At 50.0% G+C, this 19,182-nt stretch carries 16 protein-coding genes and 1 pseudogene; 11 read left to right on the top strand and 6 right to left on the bottom strand.

Annotation, left to right across the window (positions count from 1 at the left end; translation table 11 throughout):
• Positions 1–99 precede the first annotated feature (99 nt).
• The 6 genes from ABFZ83_RS13765 to ABFZ83_RS13740 all read left to right on the top strand — a co-directional run bounded on the left by ABFZ83_RS13765 (position 100) and on the right by ABFZ83_RS13740 (position 9,541).
• Positions 100–1,683 (top strand): lysine--tRNA ligase, encoded by a 1,584-nt coding sequence (locus ABFZ83_RS13765; protein WP_411817124.1) that lies wholly within the window; start codon positions 100–102, stop codon positions 1,681–1,683.
• 52 nt (positions 1,684–1,735) lie between these two features.
• A complete protein-coding gene (locus ABFZ83_RS13760; RefSeq protein WP_411817123.1) occupies positions 1,736–3,082 on the top strand; it encodes a mechanosensitive ion channel domain-containing protein in 1,347 nt (448 codons plus the stop codon).
• A 634-nt stretch (positions 3,083–3,716) separates the two neighbouring features.
• The gene (locus ABFZ83_RS13755; protein ID WP_411817122.1) at positions 3,717–5,666 is read left to right on the top strand and encodes a PrkA family serine protein kinase; all 1,950 of its coding nucleotides are present in this window, start codon (positions 3,717–3,719) and stop codon (positions 5,664–5,666) included.
• Between the two features lie 68 nt (positions 5,667–5,734).
• On the top strand, positions 5,735–7,057 hold the full coding sequence (locus tag ABFZ83_RS13750) for a YeaH/YhbH family protein (protein ID WP_411817121.1): 1,323 nt from the start codon (positions 5,735–5,737) through the stop codon (positions 7,055–7,057).
• Positions 7,054–8,541, top strand: coding sequence for a SpoVR family protein (locus ABFZ83_RS13745; protein WP_411817120.1), 1,488 nt, complete (start codon positions 7,054–7,056; stop codon positions 8,539–8,541). Before ABFZ83_RS13750 ends, ABFZ83_RS13745 begins: the two co-directional genes overlap by 4 nt.
• Before the next feature lie 223 nt (positions 8,542–8,764).
• A complete protein-coding gene (locus ABFZ83_RS13740) occupies positions 8,765–9,541 on the top strand; it encodes a hypothetical protein (protein WP_411817119.1) in 777 nt (258 codons plus the stop codon).
• A gap of 21 nt (positions 9,542–9,562) precedes the next feature.
• On the opposite strand, the gene ABFZ83_RS13735 is transcribed toward ABFZ83_RS13740, so the two are convergent.
• From ABFZ83_RS13735 to ABFZ83_RS13725, 3 genes are read right to left on the bottom strand one after another with little or no spacing between them, the layout of a single operon-like run.
• Entirely contained in the window at positions 9,563–10,516 is a 954-nt protein-coding gene (locus ABFZ83_RS13735) for a prephenate/arogenate dehydrogenase family protein (RefSeq protein WP_411817118.1), read from the bottom strand.
• A complete protein-coding gene (hisC, locus tag ABFZ83_RS13730) occupies positions 10,509–11,603 on the bottom strand; it encodes a histidinol-phosphate transaminase (protein ID WP_411817117.1) in 1,095 nt (364 codons plus the stop codon). Before hisC ends, ABFZ83_RS13735 begins: the two co-directional genes overlap by 8 nt.
• A 31-nt stretch (positions 11,604–11,634) precedes the next feature.
• On the bottom strand, positions 11,635–12,420 hold the full coding sequence (locus tag ABFZ83_RS13725) for a class I SAM-dependent methyltransferase (RefSeq protein ID WP_411817116.1): 786 nt from the start codon (positions 12,418–12,420) through the stop codon (positions 11,635–11,637).
• A 108-nt stretch (positions 12,421–12,528) separates the two neighbouring features.
• Here ABFZ83_RS13725 and gloB point away from each other — a divergent pair, with 108 nt between their 5' ends.
• Both gloB and ABFZ83_RS13715 read left to right on the top strand, forming a co-directional pair.
• Positions 12,529–13,296, top strand: coding sequence for a hydroxyacylglutathione hydrolase (gene gloB, locus ABFZ83_RS13720; protein ID WP_411817115.1), 768 nt, complete (start codon positions 12,529–12,531; stop codon positions 13,294–13,296).
• Positions 13,297–13,457: 161 nt separating this feature from the next.
• A complete protein-coding gene (locus ABFZ83_RS13715; protein ID WP_411818843.1) occupies positions 13,458–13,520 on the top strand; it encodes a hypothetical protein in 63 nt (20 codons plus the stop codon).
• 414 nt (positions 13,521–13,934) lie between these two features.
• On the opposite strand, the pseudogene ABFZ83_RS13710 reads toward ABFZ83_RS13715, so the two are convergent.
• From ABFZ83_RS13710 to ABFZ83_RS13700, 3 genes and pseudogenes are all read right to left on the bottom strand, one after another.
• Positions 13,935–14,111 (bottom strand): annotated as a pseudogene (locus tag ABFZ83_RS13710) (helix-turn-helix domain-containing protein); the annotation flags it as partial.
• 166 nt (positions 14,112–14,277) lie between these two features.
• Positions 14,278–15,993: a TadG family pilus assembly protein gene (locus ABFZ83_RS13705; protein WP_411817114.1), complete on the bottom strand. Its 1,716-nt coding sequence runs from the start codon at positions 15,991–15,993 to the stop codon at positions 14,278–14,280.
• Complete coding sequence (locus ABFZ83_RS13700) at positions 15,990–16,433, bottom strand: TadE/TadG family type IV pilus assembly protein (protein ID WP_411817113.1); 444 nt, start codon at positions 16,431–16,433, stop codon at positions 15,990–15,992. Before ABFZ83_RS13700 ends, ABFZ83_RS13705 begins: the two co-directional genes overlap by 4 nt.
• 680 nt (positions 16,434–17,113) lie before the next feature.
• Between ABFZ83_RS13700 and ABFZ83_RS13695 the strand changes: the two genes are divergently transcribed.
• From ABFZ83_RS13695 to ABFZ83_RS13685, 3 genes are read left to right on the top strand one after another with little or no spacing between them, the layout of a single operon-like run.
• On the top strand, positions 17,114–17,806 hold the full coding sequence (locus ABFZ83_RS13695; protein ID WP_411817112.1) for a class I SAM-dependent methyltransferase: 693 nt from the start codon (positions 17,114–17,116) through the stop codon (positions 17,804–17,806).
• The gene (locus tag ABFZ83_RS13690; RefSeq protein ID WP_411817111.1) at positions 17,803–18,192 is read left to right on the top strand and encodes a GtrA family protein; all 390 of its coding nucleotides are present in this window, start codon (positions 17,803–17,805) and stop codon (positions 18,190–18,192) included. The genes ABFZ83_RS13695 and ABFZ83_RS13690 overlap by 4 nt, the downstream gene beginning before the upstream one ends.
• Positions 18,193–18,201: 9 nt before the next feature.
• A complete protein-coding gene (locus tag ABFZ83_RS13685) occupies positions 18,202–19,182 on the top strand; it encodes a glycosyltransferase family 2 protein (RefSeq protein ID WP_411818842.1) in 981 nt (326 codons plus the stop codon).

The raw sequence follows: 19,182 nt of genomic DNA, 5'->3' as shown, positions 1-19,182 counted from the left end.
CTCAGACAAGATCACGCCGGAGGGCTTTATCTATAGGGGAATTGACGCCGCGCCAGCGGGCGTTAAACCTCCGCCTTTAAACATCTGGAAGGCAAAAACATGACCGCCCCGCATATCAAGACATTCACCGCCGAAGAGGCTCTGAACGCCAAATCTTGGCCGTTTCAAGAAGCGAAAAACCTCATCAAGCGTCTTGATAAGATCAAGAAGGATGGTCCGGTCGTATTTGAAACCGGCTATGGCCCTTCCGGACCACCGCATATTGGCACATTCGGCGAAGTGGCCCGTACCACGATGGTCCGCCGTGCATTCGAGCTTTTGACCGGACGAGAAACGCGGCTGATTTCGATCTCCGATGATATGGACGGTATGCGCAAAGTCCCACCGCAATTACCGAACCAGGAATTATTGGCAGCTTCCCTACAAAAGCCGCTGACCGAAGTTCCTGACCCATGGGGTACGCATCAAAGCTTTGCGCATCATAATAATGCGAAGTTCCGTGACTTTCTCGATCAGTTTGGATTCGATTATGAATTCAAATCGTCGACAGATTGCTATCGGTCGGGCGAGTTCGATTCGACATTGATCCGTGTGCTCGAATGTTATGACGCGGTGATGAATATTATTCTCCCGACATTGGGTGAAGAACGCCGCGCGAGCTATTCGCCGATCCTGCCGATTTCGCCCACAACAGGCCGGGTGCTTTACGTACCTATGTTGGAAATTGACGCAGCAAAAGGCGAGGTCGTGTTCGAAGACGAAGACGGTACCAAAGTCCGCACGAGCGTTTGCGGCGGCAACACCAAACTTCAGTGGAAAGTCGATTGGGCCGGACGTTGGTTTGCGTTTGGTGTTGATTACGAAATGTCTGGCGAAGACCTGACTGAATCTGTTCGCCTTTCCAATCGGATCGTAAAAGCGCTGGGCGGCGAACCGCCTGCGGGTTTCAATTACCAACTGTTCCTCGACGAGGAAGGCAAAAAAATCTCAAAAACAAAAGGCAATGGCATTTCTATCGAGGAATGGCTGACTTACGCGTCGCCAGAAAGCCTGTCGCTATACATGTTCCAAAGCCCGAAATCGGCCAAGAAACTGTATTTTGATGTCATTCCCAAAGTTGCCGACGAATATTGGTCGCATCTTGAGAAATTTGCACAACAAGAAGGCGCAAAAGCCCTCGACAATCCGGTTTGGCATATTCACGAAGGAAATCCGCCTTCCCTAATGCCACCGGTGAACTTCGCCATGCTGCTCAATCTCGTTAATGCTGCTGGTGCTGGCGACGAAGAAGTGCTGCGCGGTTTCATCAAGAAATATCGCCCCGACGCGACTGATGAAGAATTGGCCGCGGCCAATGCGATGATCACTTTTGCTGGCCGATATTATGAGCAATTCATCAAGCCGAATAAAAAATACCGTACCCCAACGGAAAATGAACGCGCGGCCTTGGAAATGCTTTCTGCTCGCCTGAAAGAGATTGGCGATGATGGCGCAGAAGGGGATTTTCAAACTGCCGTTTTTGACGCCGGCAAGGCCAATGGCTTTGAGAATATCCGAGACTGGTTCAAAGGCCTCTACGAAGTCGTCTTCGGACAGGAGCAAGGCCCCCGCATGGGACCATTTGCGAAAATCTACGGCGCGCGTGCAACTGCGCAATTAATCGACGAAGCGCTGGCGCGATAAGAAGCACATCTTCGATAATTGAACCAAAACGACGAATGAGTGTTTGCAGTGAATGCGGACACTCATTTTTATTTTGGCCTTCGCCATTGGGCTAGGCACTGCGCTGGCGCAGACCGGGACCAGCGACCCAGACCCGGTCATTAATGCCGCGCCGCCGGATGCTAGTGACGCCGAGATCGCGGCGCGCATTGACGACATCTTTGCACAAATTGAGGCCTTGGAGCGCGTGGACGCAACCGTGAATGCCGGGGTTGTAACCCTGACGGGCACGACGGCAAGCAGCGACGCAGCCGAACGCGCAGAATCGATCGTTTCGCGGATCGATGGCGTTGTGACCATCGAGAATAAAATCGAACGGGATGTATCACTCTCTACGCGGATCACCCCAACAGTCGGCCAGCTGGAAACATTCGTCAATGACACAATAAGAACCGCACCGTTAATAGGTCTAGCCGCAACCATCTTTGTTATCATAAGTTTTTTGGGCTGGCTGGTCAGTGAGTGGAACTGGTTGTGGAGCCGCGTAACGCCGAATAGTTTTATTGCTGAACTGGTTTCTACAACAACACGTTCTGTCTTCATTTTGTTTGCGCTTGTTATTACGCTCAGCATTCTTGATGCAACGGCGTTACTAGGGGCCTTTCTGGGTGCCGCCGGTGTGCTTGGTTTGGCAATCGGCTTTGCCGTGCGCGACACAATTGAAAACTATATCGCATCAATCATGCTTTCATTGCGTCAGCCCTTTAGGCCAAATGAGCACGTCGTCATTGATGGGAATGAAGGTCACGTTATCCGCCTCACATCCCGGGCGACCATACTTATGACCATTGATGGCAACCATCTGCGCATTCCGAACGCAGTCGTATTTAAAGCCGTAATCCTGAATTACACCAGAAACCCGGAGCGGCGATTCGAATTTGAACTCGGTGTCGACGCGAATGACGACCCCCTTGCGGCCATCGAGACGGGAATTTCGGCAATTTCTGACTTAAAATTTGTGTCGAAAGCGCCACAGCCGATCGCTTTTATCAAGCATGTGGGCGATTCAAATATCGTCATTTATTTTGCTGCTTGGATCGATCAACAGACTACGAATTTTCAAAAGTCGCGTTCAATCGCATTAGCGGCAGCAAAAGATGCGCTGGAATCGGCTGGCTTTGCCCTGCCGGAACCAATTTATCGTTTGCGATTTGACGACAATAATGCCCCTGCTTTGGCGGATCTAGCAAGTATTAAAGAACGCCCGCCGCAAGCACAAACCGAAAAATCGCAACCCAAACAGCGCCGGAAGGAATCGCTGGATGTCGCGCCAGATAAGCATTTGGAGGAAATCATTGAAGACGAACGCCGGGAAAATATTGACGACGATTTGCTTTCGAATAGCGCGCCGGTCGAATAAATTTGAAGGCCCGACATTCGCAATTTTGTGAGTCGTAAAGGTAGATTGTGAATTGGTTAATTTCTTGGCAGCCGCCGCATGAAAGCGCTAATGCCAACTATGCCGCGCGATGGTCATTGCAAGAAATTGGCAGAACCTTCCAATCAAAAAAAGAGAACAACTTCGCAATTTTAAAATAGGGCAGAAATTGGGCCGGGTTCGGAACAATTAATCTATCGCTCTTTGAATAAAATAGTGTTATATTGTTTAAGAACGAGTCATCAATGCGAAACCAAATATTAGGAGCCTTCGGGTTAACCTAGAATTGCGCACAAAACCGTGTCGCATACAGGGTGGGATATTATCGAATTCGGCAAGGGAAGAAGCGAAAAGTAGTAACAAAGGCAAACCGGCTATGTGTACCGTTCACGAAGAAGGGAATTTATTGATCTCCGATCAGCCTTGCTTCACGACAAACAAGCGCCATATGATTCATAGGGTAAAGTTTGAGAACGTAATCGTAGAAACGGTTTTTCCTAATGACGTGCAGGATGGTTTTATAGAGTGAGTGGGGGCGCTGGTTTAACCAGCGCCTTTTTTGTTTCCAACAGCGGCGGACCCCGCAATCGAACGAGTGAAAAGTGAGCGTGTGATTATGACCGACGAATCTCTTGATGTCTTTGACAAGTTTTCTGAAAGCTACACAAAGATGAAACAGGAGGCGATCAGCCTCAGAGATTACCTACTCGCCGCTCGCGACGACGAAATGCTTTATGCTTCGCCTGCGGAGAGAATGGTCAAGGCAATCGGCGAGCCGGAACTCATCGACACCTCGAAAGATCCGCGCCTTGCGCGAATATTCTCTAATCGGACGATTAGACACTATAAAGCCTTCGACGGTTTCTACGGGATGGAGGACACCATTGAACGCATCGTGTCGTTCTTCCGTTACGCCGCGCAAGGACTCGAAGAAAAGCGTCAGGTCATTTACCTTCTTGGTCCGGTCGGCGGCGGTAAATCATCGCTGGCTGAGCGCCTGAAAGACATGATGGAAATTCATCCGATATACGTCCTAAAGGCCGGTAACGAAATTTCACCTGTGTTCGAGAGCCCGCTAGGCCTATTCCAAAGCGAAGAACTCCAAAGCCTCCTTGAAGACAAATACGGCATCGAAAAACGCCGCCTCAATGGCTTAATGAGCCCATGGGCGGTCAAGCGCCTCGATGAATTTGGCGGCGATATCTCGAAATTCGAAGTGGTCAGGCTGTTTCCGTCAAAACTTCGTCAAACAGCAATTGCGAAGACAGAGCCTGGCGACGAAAACAATCAGGATATTTCCACTCTGGTCGGCAAGGTCGATATTCGCAAACTGGAACATTTCAGTCAGGACGATACTGACGCCTACTCCTATTCGGGTGGCCTATGCCGGGCTAATCAGGGACTCCTCGAATTTGTCGAGATGTTCAAAGCACCGATCAAGGTACTTCACCCCCTACTGACGGCGACGCAGGAATCCAACTATATCGGCACGGAGGCCCTAGGCCCAATTCCTTTCCAAGGGATTATTCTTGCGCACTCCAATGAGAGCGAGTGGCAGCAATTCCGCGCCAATAAGAATAACGAGGCGTTTCTTGATCGTATCAATGTGATCAAGGTGCCATACTGCCTGCGCGTGACCGAAGAGCAGAAGATATATGAGAAACTTCTCGCGCATTCTGAATTGTCACAGGCACCATGCGCACCAGAAACACTCGACCTTTTGGCACGCTTCTCAGTTCTGACGAGATTGAAAGAGCACGAGAACTCAAATCTCTATTCAAAACTTCGCGTTTATGACGGCGAGAAACTCAAGGATACAGACCCGAAAGCCAAAACCCTTCAGGAATATCGCGATGCTGCCGGCATCGACGAAGGCATGGACGGTATATCAACGCGGTTCGCCTATAAGGTTCTGTCCGAAACATTTAATTTCGATACGGATGAGGTCGCAGCGGACCCTGTCCACCTGATGTATGTTCTCGAAAATGCCATCAAACGCGAACAGTATCCGGATGAGACAGAGAAAGAATATCTCGATTTTATCAAATCCGAACTCTCGGCACGCTATGCGGATTTCATCGGGAAGGAAATTCAAAAAGCCTATCTCGAAAGCTATGCCGAATATGGTCAAAACCTCTTTGATCGTTACATCGCCTTTGCTGATGCATGGATCGAAGATCAAGATTACAAAGACCCAGACACTGGCCAATTGCTTGATCGTGCAACGCTCGATCAGGAACTCTCGAAAATTGAGAAACCGGCCGGCATTGCCAATCCGAAAGACTTCCGAAATGAGGTCGTTAAATTCGCGCTGCGCGCCCGTGCGAACAATGACGGCATGAATCCGAAATGGACGTCTTACGAAAAACTCCGAAATGTCATCGAGAAACGAATGTTCTCGCAGGTGGAAGATTTGCTACCAGTTATTTCTTTCGACTCGAAAAAGGACAGCGACACGGAGCAAAAGCACGAAAACTTCGTCAGCCGCATGACCGAGCGTGGATATACGCCGCGCCAGGTCCGTCGTCTGGTCGAATGGTACATGCGCGTAAACAAAGCGGGTTAAGTGAAAGGCGCGAGCGGGCATAGCAATTGCGGTAACCCCGCCCCTCTGCGGCCCGCCGCGAAAATGCGGTGAATTCATTCCACTTTATCGACCGGCGAAAAAACCCAAAGGGCAAGTCGCTTGGCAACCGTCAGCGGTTTTTGAAACGCGCACGTTCGCAAATCAAAGAGGCTGTCAACAAATCGCTCCGTGACAGATCGGTTAAAGAACTCGACCGGGGCGAAAAAATTTCGATACCATCGAAATCGACTGCCGAACCGCGCTTTACACATGATCGCGAAAAAGGCGCGCGTGAGGCGGTTCATCCAGGCAATAAAGAATTTGACGCCGGTGACCGGCTGAAAAAACCTCCGAAAGGCGGCGGCCGCGGACGCGGAAAAGACGCTAGCGATTCCGGCATGGGTGAGGATGAATTTCAATTCACGCTTAGTCAGGAAGAATTTCTCGATATTTTCTTCGAAGATCTCGAACTCCCCAATTTGGTGAAGCGGTCACTCAAAGAAATAAAATCCTACGCCTTTAAACGCGCGGGCATAACGGTTTCTGGTGCGCCGACAAATATGAACCTTGTGCGTACAATGCGGAACGCACATGGAAGGCGGTTGGCTTTAAAGCGTCCTTCAACGAAAGCCATCAATGAGTTGAAAGAACGCCTTTTTGAACTGGAACGTATTGCGCAGCCAAGTGACGAAGAGATCGCCGAAAAAAAAGATATTCTCGCGAAGCTCGAAGAGATGGAGCGGCGCAGACGCTTTACGCCCTTCATCGACCCGCTCGATCTCCGGTTTAACGCATATGAACCGACGCCGGTTGAAACCACAGCCGCCGTGATGTTCTGTTTGATGGATGTATCGGGATCGATGGGCGAGCGAGAGAAAGATCTGGCGAAGCGTTTTTATATGCTGCTCTATCTCTTCCTGAAACGGCGCTATGAACGGGTGGAAGTTGTCTTCATTCGCCATACCCACCACGCCGAAGAAGTTGACGAAGAGACATTTTTCTATTCGCGGCAATCGGGCGGCACGGTTGTTTCAACCGCGCTTGAGAAAATGCTGGAAGTTCAGAAAGACCGGTTTCCTGCGCACGAATGGAATATCTATGTAGCGCAGGCATCTGATGGCTTTACCCAAAGCGGCGACGCGCAACGGTGCGTCGAGATGCTGAACGACTCGGTGATGCCGATTTCGCAGTACTATGCCTATATCGAGATTCTCGACGAACGAGAGCTTGAGGTTTTTTCAGACGCTAGCTCCGGCGCAGAATTATGGCGCGCCTACAGGACATTCGCGCCGGCTTGGCCCAATTTTGCGCAGACCCGCATTGCCCGCCCGCAAGATATATTCCCCGTCTTCCGGGAGCTTTTTGCCAGAAATAACAAGGAGGCGGCGTGAGCAATTCATCGACTTCGCTGCTCTATCCGGATTCAGAGTGGACCTTTGACCGGCTGAAAACCGCTTACGATGCGATCGAAGACATCGCGTTAAACGATCTTGGTCTGAACGTTTATACAAATCAGATCGAAATTATCTCGTCGGAACAGATGCTGGATGCCTATTCATCCCATGGCATGCCGCTGATGTATAAGCATTGGTCATTCGGAAAACATTTTGCCCGCGACCAGATGAGTTATCAAAAGGGCTGGTCCGGCCTTGCCTATGAAATTGTGATCAATTCCGACCCTTGCATCGCCTATTTGATGGAAGAAAACACAATGACCATGCAAGCGCTCGTCATGGCGCATGCATCCTTCGGACATAACCACTTTTTCAAAAACAATTATCTGTTTCGTCAATGGACGGACGCCGAAGCAATTCTTCCCTATTTGGATTTCTCGAAAAAATACATCGCGAAATGCGAAGACGAATATGGTCTTGAAGAAGTTGAAGCGGTTCTTGACGCCGCGCATGCGCTGATGGACCAAAGCGTTTTTCGCTATAACCGCCCGCCCCGGCTTTCCGAAGCCGATCGGATTGAAAAAATTGCGGCGCGCATAAAACATGAAGAAACGAGCTTTAACGATATTTGGCGCACCCTTCCGAATACAGAAGAAAATGAAAGCGAGAAGGAAGAACGCCAGGCCGAAGTCCGGGATATAAAAATGCCCGAAGAAAACCTCTTATACTTCATTGAAAAAGCCAGCCCGGTTCTTCGCCCTTGGCAACGAGAGCTGGTTCGTATCGTTCGAAACATCGCCCAATATTTTTATCCGCAGAAGCAAACGAAGGTGATGAATGAAGGCTGTGCAACCTTTGTCCATCACTACATCATGAATGAACTCTATAATCGCGGCCAGATAAGCGAAGGGTCGATAATGGAGTTCTTGCACTCGCATTCATCGGTCGTGTTCCAACCCGATTTCGACGATCAACGCTATTCCGGTATTAATCCTTATGCGTTGGGCTTTGCTATGATGGAAGACATCAAACGCATTTGTACCGACCCCAAACCAGAAGACCGGGATTGGTTTCCGGATATTGCCGGATGCGGTGACTGGCGGTCCGTCCTGAAAGACGCTTGGGCGAATTACCGTGATGAAAGTTTTATTTTGCAGTACCTGTCACCAACCGTCATGCGGGATATGCGTATGTTCGCCATTGGCGATGATTCTCAAGAATCCCATGTAGAGATCTCGGCAATTCACAACGAACATGGCTTCCGCCGTGTACGCCAAACACTCTCGGCAATGTATGATCTAGGTATGCACGAACCCAACATCCAAGTGGTGGGGGCGGATTTGGAGGGAGATAGAACCCTCCGTTTACAGCATATGGTTCACAATGATCGCCTACTTAAAGAAGAGACGAGCGAAGCCGTTCTCACGCATATAGAGACCCTTTGGGGCTATGATGTGATAATAGACGAACGTCCTGCCTAGACGGATAATCCGTATAATTACTGGTTCTATTGCGGCGCAATATTTACAATATTGCGCCGGTGTGAAAATCTACCCGTAATTGGGGCGAGGTGGGAATTAAACCATCCAAATTTTGAAGCGATAAATCGCTGCTAAGCGATCGAATGTGCTGTGCCCCATTGGTCAAGCGGCCAATCAGTTGCGTATCTCCATTCATGCCGATCAACATAAGGAGTGCTACGCCATGGGTAAATTACGTGTTTTCCTTTTTACCTTTCTATCTACACTGATCTTTTCTTCCATTTCACTCGGCCAAGATATGGAAGAACGGAAGATGAATATGGTCTCGTTATTCGAGATTGACCCGTCAAAAGAGGAGCAATTCAAAGAGGCCTGGAAAGTGATCCGAGACACCGCCATTGCAAATGACTACGCCTATACCGACTATGTCGGGTCTTGGCGCAATATGCATTGGATGGTCACACCCTTAAAAAACTTTGCTGATGTCGACGCATTATGGGCTGCCCGCAATGCGGTCGAAGAAAAAGGCGGTCGAAAGTTTGAAAGGGCCATGGATGACTTTTTAGGTGCTATGACGAATTCTCACACCTTTTTCACGATCGATGACGCAGACCTCTCTTATTGGCCAGAAGGTGCTGAGGCCGGATCATATATGGAAATTGACACGTTCTATTATGATTACGGCAAAAAGGATGAGATGCGCGAACTTCTCGCTGATTACAAAGCGCTTATGGCAGAGAAGGATCTGCCTTATCCATATCAGGTCAGCTGGGATAGTCTCGGCACGGAAGGGAATTCCGTCACCATCATCTCCTATGCAGAAGATGCCGTCGCATTGGCGCAATCTGATGCCGCAATCGCCGAAGCGATGGAAGGCGACGAGATGGCGGAATCAATTTTCGAGCGTTACCTGAGCATTGCGACAAGATCGAAAACCATGCGCGGTAAATATCACGCTGATATTTCGATAAATGTACCCGAAATGGACGAAGAGATGTGATCCAATTGATCCGGAGAGGAATTAACTTTCCTCTCCAGAAACATGAGGCTCATCGCGCCCAAAGTTTGGTGCCGCTGTTTCTTGTCCCGCATCGACAATAGCGCGACGCAAACTCCGACCACGCGAAAAGGCATTATAAAGCGCATCCGCATCGCCCCAGCGGATTGCGCGTTGCATGACCGCAAGTTCTTCGGAAAAGCGGCCCAAAACCTCTAGAACGGCCTCTCGGTTGTTAAGAAAAACATCCCGCCACATTACCGGATCCGACGCCGCTATTCGCGTAAAGTCGCGAAAACCACCTGCCGAATATTTAACCACTTCGCCCTGCGCAACAGATTCGATATCATCTGCCGCGCCTATCATCGTAAACGCTATTAAGTGCGGAATATGGCTCGTCACCGCCAGAGCAAGGTCATGATGCGCAGCATCCATAACCTCGACCTCGGCACCAATCGCGGTCCATAAGCCCGTCGCCTGCTTCACCGCTTCGAGATAAGGCGCATCATTGCGCTCTAACGGCGTAATGATACACCATCGCTTTTCAAACAGGCTCGCGAAACCCGCTTCCGGCCCGGATTGCTCTGTACCGGCGACCGGATGGCAGGGAACAAAGAAAATGCGATCCGGCAGGGCTTTAGCCGCATCTAAAACGACCCCCTTAACGGAGCCGACATCGATTATTAAAGCACCGTCTTCTGCGCAGTCAGAGACCTTCCGGCAAATTTCTGTCAATGCACCGACCGGCGTTGATAGGATAATAAGGTCCGCACCCTTTACCCCCTCATCAAGACTAGAGAACCCGTGATCAATGACACCAATTTTCTTTGCGCGGGCAAGAATATCTTCGTCCTGATCAACGCCAATAACAGTCTCAGCGACATCACGTTCACGCAGCGCGCGCGCGAGCGATGAACCAATCAAACCGACACCGACGACCGCCGCTCGCTTAAATTTTATGGATGGTTTTTTATTCACGGTTAAATTTCTCAGTAAGCAAATCAACTAGTTTTCTGTTTCCGGCTCTGGGGCCGATACTAATGCGAAGATATTCAGGCAATTGATAACCGCCCATTTCACGCACAATTACACCATTGCGTTTTAGATAGGCATGGATATCAGACGCGCGATACCCTTCTTCATCAGGAAATTTTACGAGAATAAAATTGCCATAGCTTGGTACGAAAGTGAGCCCCATACCACCTATTTGCTGTTCCAGAAATTTACGTTCTTCATAGTTATGTTCGCGATTTTGTCTGACGAAATTCTGGTCTGAAAGCGCGGCAACACCTGCGGCCTGCGCGGCCGAAGAAACATTGAACGGGCCTCTAATTCGGTTCAGAACATCTGCGATATGTACAGGGCAATACCCCCAGCCAAGCCGCAACGCAGCCAAGCCGTAAATCTTAGAGAATGTACGCGTCATCACAACATTCTCAAACTCGCTGACAAGACCCTCACCGGCGCTGTAATCAGCTTCATCGACAAATTCTGCGTAAGCAGAATCGATGACGAGCAAGATGTCTTCGCGCAACCCCTCCCGTAAGCGCCGCAATTCACTTTCGGGGATATATGTACCGGTAGGGTTATTTGGATTAGCTACGAACACAATCCGTGTACGATCATCGACTTCGTTCAAGAGCGCATCAACATCCGTTGTCAGATCACTCTCCGGCGCAAAACGCGCGGTCGCGCCGCAGCTTTGTGCGGCAATTGCATAGACCAAAAAGCCGTGCTTGCTTTGGACGATATTGTCACCCTCGCCGACATATGCATTTGTCAGGAGTTGCAATATCTCATCCGAACCAGCACCGCAGACAATTTGCGCGGGGTCAATTCCGTGAATCTCGCCAATTTTCTCACGTAGCGCATTGGCACCCCCATCAGGATAGAGATAGAGCGCCTCTCCGGCTTTCTTATAGGCTTCGATTGCCTTTTCGCTCGCTCCCAATGCGGATTCATTTGAGGATAGCTTGAATACTTCCTCAGAACCTGGTGCCGCAGACGCACCGGGCACATAGGCTTCGATATCGAGAATACCAGCGCGGGGCGTGGGGAGAGCCATCGAAATTGTCCTTAAAAGTCACCTAGCGGGTCTATAGCGACCTCTGTCCCCGCGATGCAAGCGAAGGATCGGCAACATCATGCCTTGATTGGTGGCGCAGGGGTTGGGGCGCAGCGATTGCGGGGCGGACCGCCCGCACCCCCGCCTGTCGTACCAACCCGATTGGCGAGAGCATATCCTTTTCGGCTTCCACCATGATAACCCCACCAAGGCCGGGCCAGAGCATAGCGCCAGCACGCTCCCATGTCCGCGCAACCCGGACGATCAGCCTATTCTTAACCGGCGGGAAAAACAGCGCACTATCCCATGCGGTCGGCCGAAACAGGGCATCCCGCAGCAATCCTTCCAATCGGCGCCGCAAATAGGGCCGTCCGGCCGCGAACGGCGTCGTATCGATGACCGACCATAGGCCGCGGCGATGGGACGCGATAATAATCACCCGGCCATCATCTTTCAGAACGCGCCAGACTTCGCGCATCAGGCGTTGTGGCGCGGGGGCCTCCTCCAATCCATGAACGATTATAACCCGATCAAGACTTGCATCAGGGACCGGCCAATCCGATTCCCTCACAAGGCTCGCCGCATTGGCGGCCCCCGGTGACCAGCGAATGACGCCCTGACCGCCTGGCGCGAGCGCAAATCGCGCTGTTGCCTGCTCCAGAACCTCAAGATAGGGATTCGCATAGCCAAACCCGGCAATTTTGAGCCCAGCCCCTTTGCCCCACGCCGCACTCACGCGGCTGGCAATAAAATCGCGCGCAACCCCGCCCAAGGGCGAGCGATAAAAATCGTGAATATCCAGAATGTCGGTTCGCATTCTATTTCCGCCGCCTGCCGCGAGGGTTGCTTTGCAACACCAGTCCGCGATGATTATGTTGAGTATTAGCCGATTATGAGTGCGAACTCAGTTAACAGGATATTACCGATGCCGATAGAGATACGCCAATTTCCCTGCCTTTCCGACAATTACGGCTATCTTATTCGAGATCATGAAAGCGGATTGGTCGCGACCATTGATACGCCGGACCCGGGTGCCATCAACAATGAGCTTGAAAGCGCCGGGTGGAAACTAACGCATATTCTAAACACCCATCACCATTTCGACCACGCGGGCGGCAATCTGGCATTGAAGGAAAAATGGGGATGTCAGATCATCGGTCCGAAAAATGAGCAAGAAAAAATCCCCGGCATTGATCGCGTCGTTGGCGACGGCGACGTCGTCGAACTTGGGCAATCAATAGCCAAGGTATTTGATACGCCCGGCCACACTTTGGGTCATATTATTTATCACTTCGAAGATGATGCCGCCGCATTTGTTGGTGATACAATTTTTGCGATGGGCTGCGGACGGCTATTTGAGGGCACGCCTGATCAAATGTGGTCTTCGCTTCAGAAAATTTCATCGATGCCGCACGAGACTAAGCTCTACTGCGCACATGAATACACAAAAGCAAATGCCGCCTTTGCCCTAAGCGTAGATCCGTCGAACGCGGCACTACAAGCGCGCGCAAAAGAGGTTGATTCGATGCGCGCGCAGAACCTGCCGACGGTACCAACAACCGTTGAAAAAGAATTGGCGACCAATCCTTTTTTGCGCGCAGAAGACAAATCACTGCAGACAAATATCAACATGGACGGCGCATCAGCTGTTGATGTATTTGCGAAAACCCGCGCATTGAAAGATTCGTTTTAATCAGCCTACACCGCGATTTTTTCTTCGATTTGGTTGGGATAAAAATATCCGCGCTTGGGCAGCGAATATTTTTTACAGAATTTGAGCAACGTATTGATCGCTCGACTATCTTTCGCGGCCAATCGGCTGTCCTTCGCGACTAAAGTCACGCAGGCGAGGATCTGATCATCAAGCGACAAAATCGGCGAAGAAATGTAATGCTGCCCAGGTATAAGATCGCTTGAGTAGCGCGCATATCGCACTTCGCGAATTTCTTTAAGCAGCGGCATCCAATGCTCCGACAGCCTGTTAAATGGCTCGCCTCTGCTTTCCGCCTCCCTAGATAATGCCTCGCGCAGAACCGGTTTACATGCGAACGCGGCAAAAATGAGACCAGTCGACGAGGTAAACATAGGCAACGAAACGCCCGGCCCCAAAAAGGCATTTGACGCTGATGCTAGCCGTTCGGTTCGTATTACCGTTGGCCCGAGATCACTCCAGACCGAGATATAGGCATTAACCCCAATGGCTTCGACTAACTCCGACAGCCCGTCTGCAGCCCTGTTTATCAGATCCACCCGATTGACGGCGGCCAAGCCAAGGCGCATTGTTTCGACGCCCAGATCATAAGCACCCGATTTTCGCGTTTGGTTTATCAATCCGCAACGACACAAACTTTGTAAATAGCGGTGGGCCTTGCTAGGCGATACACCAGCCCTCAGTGCAATCTCTTTTAATGAAATCGGTCCATCATGTTGAGCAACGGCATTCAATATTTCGAATGCATTGTCTATTGATTTTACACTGGCGCTTGTTGCCCCGTCTTCATCAGTCATCTCACTCCCCATCTTGCGCTCAGTACGCGCAGTAAATGCCAGCCAACCGAATTATTTTCAGTCTTCGACACGTCCTGCCCATAATTTCTGAATGGGGCCCAGCCTTCTGAGTGGGATTGGCGAAATTACAGCAGAGCCTCGTGAATAATTTCTTAATCGCGAATGCCTACTCGACTAAAACAGCGTAGTCGCATTTTGCCCCATTCACGCGGAAATCGCCCTCCCCTAATCCAATACCTAACGCAGCTAGCATTTGATCAACCACGGTACCAAGCGGAGTTGCAATCTCCTCTAACGAATTCGGAATTGCGGTACGTGTCAGAGCACGGGTATTAAGACCCAATCCGAGCGCGTTCACTTCCAACTCAATATCATCAACCAGATTTGCCAACAGACGCCCGGGTATATTATTCGTGCTGGTTGTTTTTATCCGTCCATCAACAATATCATACCAATCAAAATCGATATAGGATGCATGTCCGGCCTCGGTGCCTGCGTGAGATTTCCCGTAAACCTTTAACGCCGGTGCTTTTACGATTATTGCCGCACTTGGATTACGACGCATTGCGCTATTGGCAATAGTAGCTTCACCAATCCACGCATCAACGACTGACGATGCCCCCTGCAAACGAACAGTGACATTCTCAATGCGTCCCCCAGGGCAATCGACACCGACCAACTCGCCACTGGCGCGGGCCGCCTCTAGATAAAGCGGAAACCGAATCGTAGCCGAAGAAAGCAATCCTTTACCGCCGATCGTTGCCTCTATGAATAAACGCGCTTGGACATTTGAGACCACCTGCCCGCCTTGTCCGACCGACAGCCATGGCGAGCTCTGCATTGGCTCGCCCAGGTCAAGAATGGCATCTAATGATGCAAGTCCGGCAACAGAACTGGAAAGATCCAACTCCAAAATTCCGTCACCCTTCGCCGCAATTGCATTTGCCATCACAAAATCAAACAGCGAAACATGGGCCGGAAAGCCCGCGCCGACCGGCTCTCCCAGCGAGATCTCACCGGCATCACCAAGATCAATCACAGCGCGCAGATCAATGCTCTTTGTGCTTCTACTGACAATCGACTGTATTTTTCGCAACGCCATCGCCGCTTCGCCGTCACCATTCACGGCAATCATCGCCTCAATTATGTCTCCTAATGTCGGGTTCTTTCCAAGAACGTCACCATAAGTGCCGGAAACAACATCAAGCTGTATCGCGAGCGCATTGATAAAGCTGAAAACCTCAACATCCGCGACCTGCATGTTTTTATAATCGAGGGCCGTCAGTGAAAAATTCACCCCAATCATTTCCCCCAATAACTGATTGAGCATTCCCTCATTGATCGACGCAAGTCGCGAACCCACAGAAAATGCGGCTAACGCTCGTCGGCTCGCCGTCGCCCGCACAGCAATTTCCGGCGTTGCATCAAATCGATTCACGAAAAAATATTTTCCATTTTTGCGAACGGTTACGCGCGCTGCATTGTACGGCGTCTGACCAGCGACAAACCGGGCTTTATAGCTTTTCTCAGGATCCGGAACATATCGGCCTGGCTCGACCTGTACTCTCGATTTTGTCGCGACCGCTTCTTCACGCTCTTCCTCTTCCATTTGGCCCAGCTCGACGTCACTAACTGTGTCATACCCGTTTATACTCAGTATCTCACGGGCTGCGCGTTCCGGGTTCGACGGATCTTGTGCAGCAATAATCGCCGCGATATCGACAACACCTTGCGCACGTCGTTTCTCTGTGAACAACATCATCAAATCGACGCCAAAGCCCAAACAGAAAAAGCAAAGGGGCAACACCGCCGCAAAGATAAAATACACTGATCCATTTTTAGCGCGATAAAAAGCGCGAAGTGTTTTGCCTGAAATCTTCATGCGCTAAACCCTCCATTGCGAATAGAGGTGCGGCCTTTAATTTCGCGGTTAGGAAACGGAAAAAATCCAGCGATATTCCATATCGGCAATTCGTCAGCGTAAAATATGATTTCCACATCAAATTGGTTTGCAACGATGTCGCTGTCTTCAACGCTTATGTAAAGCTTGTCCTGCCGAAGAAACGCATAGCTATGAGCATTGGTTTTGACATAATGTTTAGCAATAAAAATACGTTCACCCTCGTCCGCCCCGGCGATCGTAGCGCGTGCGACATCAGAAGTTAGCTGCCGTACGGAATGCACAGCACCAAGATAGATACCCCCGCCCAACATTCCCAGAATCATCATTAAAAACACCGGTGCCACGATTGCAAATTCAACTGCTGCCGACCCGGACCGTGATTTCATCATTCGCCGATTGAGGCTTCTAATGATATTCATGCGCGTTCTCCCCGCTGCTACAGCCGCAGGATGCACGCACGATATTGAAGATTTTATTTATATTGTAGGTAAGCGGATTAATAACTTTTGCAGAAAGTTTTCAATTGATATCACGCAATAAGAAACCAATTTCAATTAGAAAAATTATCTATCGAGAATCCTCAAAACTAATTTATGAATTCAGAAAGGAGATCAAAACCCGCACCTTTATTCTGAATAGAGGAACGCATATCGAAATGTGAAAACGTCGGCGCGTTTCGAAAATCACCTAGCGTCAACAGATCTCGGCGGTCGATTAATCGCAGTTGCGGCTCGCCGTGATACGAGACATGGGACGACATATATTTTTCACATTAATTTACCGCCCCGAACCACCCCGCACCGCGCCAGCGGAACTCGGACAAACCCCTCGTCCACGCGAACGTTGGGAGCGAGGAAATTTGCTGATTAGCGATGATCTCACGGTGCTGAATTGACACAAAAAGCGCTTTCATGCATTCATTGCCAGCAACTCAAATCAGGCCCTCTTGAACCATTTATCATTCAACTTTAAAGACCGCTGGCGGAGTAATTGAAGCTTGATTTTCTGGTCCAATATCAAGTGGATTCTGACGCACTCAACAGCCCGTTTTTGCGGTTAATCCAATAGGCTAAGCGGGGCTTATCGAAGGTTTAATGATATGGACGCGTCGGAATTCGACAAGTTTGCGGAAGAGTACGAAGCGCAACATGCAGAGAATATTGCAGTAAGCGGTGAGTCACCCGAATATTTCGCTGAATATAAAATTCGCGAGACCAAGAAAATCTGCGATTCATTTGGTCTAAAGCCTACGAATGTGCTCGACTTCGGTGCCGGAATTGGTAACTCGACGCCACATATAAAACATTACTTTCCTGACGCCGATCAGATATCGGCCGATGTATCGATTAAAAGTCTCGAGATATTGTCAAATCGTTTTCCGAATGCCAGCGAAAACCGTCTGATTTCCGACACAACCCTTCCTCTAGACGACGATAGTGTAGACCTTGCGTTCACTGCCTGCGTATTTCATCACATTGATCACGCTGATCACATCCATTGGCTTTCCGAATTGCGCCGCGTGGTCCGACCGGGTGGTATATTTACCCTGTTCGAACACAATCCTTGGAATCCATTGACCGTCAGTGCAGTGAATACGTGCCCATTCGACGAGAATGCAAAATTGATAAATGCATTGGATATGCGACGCAGGCTATCGCAAGCGGGCTTTGATCACATAAAATTACAATATCATGTATTTTTCCCTGCGGCGCTGAAGGCACTTCGACCTATTGAGCCATCGCTGGGCTGGTTACCACTCGGCGGCCAGTATAGCTTGGCCGCAAAAGCATGACCAACCATCTAGGACACCAGATAGCGCGGTTTTTTGCGACCGGCGCAGCAAATACGATTGTCGGGCTGATTGCGATATACGCGCTAATGGCCGTTGGTGTTCATTATGCGATTTCAAATGCCATTGGCTACGCAATCGGCTTATCGATTAGCTTCTTTCTCAACCGGAGCTGGACATTTGGTATCAACGGAAAAATTGGAATCGAAGCTTTTCATTTCCTGATCCTTGCAGCCGTGGCTTATGCAATAAATTTGTCAGTTGTCGCATTAGCCGTCGAGGGCTTGGGCGCATCGGCTTATTTAGCACAGCTATTTGGAGTCGTGTCCTATTCGGTTGTCAGCTTTTTAGGCATGAAATATTTGGTGTTCGTAAAACGAGGAAGATGACCTGTGGGCATCGATAAAAGATCAGGACCACCCGAACTTTGCATTGTCGTTCCTTGCTATAACGAGGAAGAAGTGCTGCCAGAAGCGCAAAGCCGCTTGTTGATTGAATTATCCGCACTTGTTGCGGATGGGCTGGTCAGCAATGCGAGCCATATCCTTTTTGTGGATGATGGCTCAAAAGATCAAACTTGGTCGCTGATCGAAAATGCGAGCCGGACCGAGCCTCAAGTCCGGGGCTTAAAGCTGTCACGAAATCGCGGTCATCAAACAGCGGTTCTCGCTGGTCTCCTTGAAGGACAGGGCGATATTTTCATTTCGATTGATGCAGACCTTCAAGACGATATCACAGCCATTCGGCAAATGGTCAACAGTCATATCGAAGACGGGACAGATGTGGTTTACGGCGTCCGCGCCGGCAGATCCTCAGACACCGCCTTCAAACGATTCACCGCAGAAGGATACTATCGATTACTTAGCGCTTTGGGTGTCGAAATTGTTTTCAATCATGCGGATTACAGGCTGATGAGCCAACGCGCCATTTCGGCGTTAGGCGAGTACCGGGAAGTCCACTTGTTTCTTCGTGGATTGGTGCCGCTTATCGGCTTTAAGACAGCGACGATTGAGTATGACAGATCAGAGCGTTTCGCCGGCGAGTCAAAATATCCACTTCGGAAGATGCTTTCACTCGCGTGGGAAGGGGTTACGTCTTTTTCTGCAAAACCCCTCCGCATAATTTCGATCGCGGGGATTGTAATTTCCATGCTCGCCTTCCTCGGTGCCCTTGCTGCAATTTGGGCGAGCCTCACCGGCGGGACAGTCGAAGGCTGGGCCTCCCTCGTCGTGGCCGTCGCAATTTTAGGCGGGATCCAGCTATTGGCGATCGGGTTAATCGGCGAATATCTGGGCAAAATTTACAACGAAGTTAAAGCAAGACCGCGCTATTTCGTAGACAAGATCGTAGGCGACGAGTCCCAAACATTAGATGATTAA

This window comes from Hyphococcus formosus (assembly GCF_046736345.1).
Taxonomy (GTDB): Bacteria; Pseudomonadota; Alphaproteobacteria; order Caulobacterales; family Parvularculaceae; genus Hyphococcus; species Hyphococcus formosus.
The sequence above is the reverse complement of the archived record's forward strand: the minus strand, read 5'-3'. Positions and strand labels throughout refer to the sequence as shown.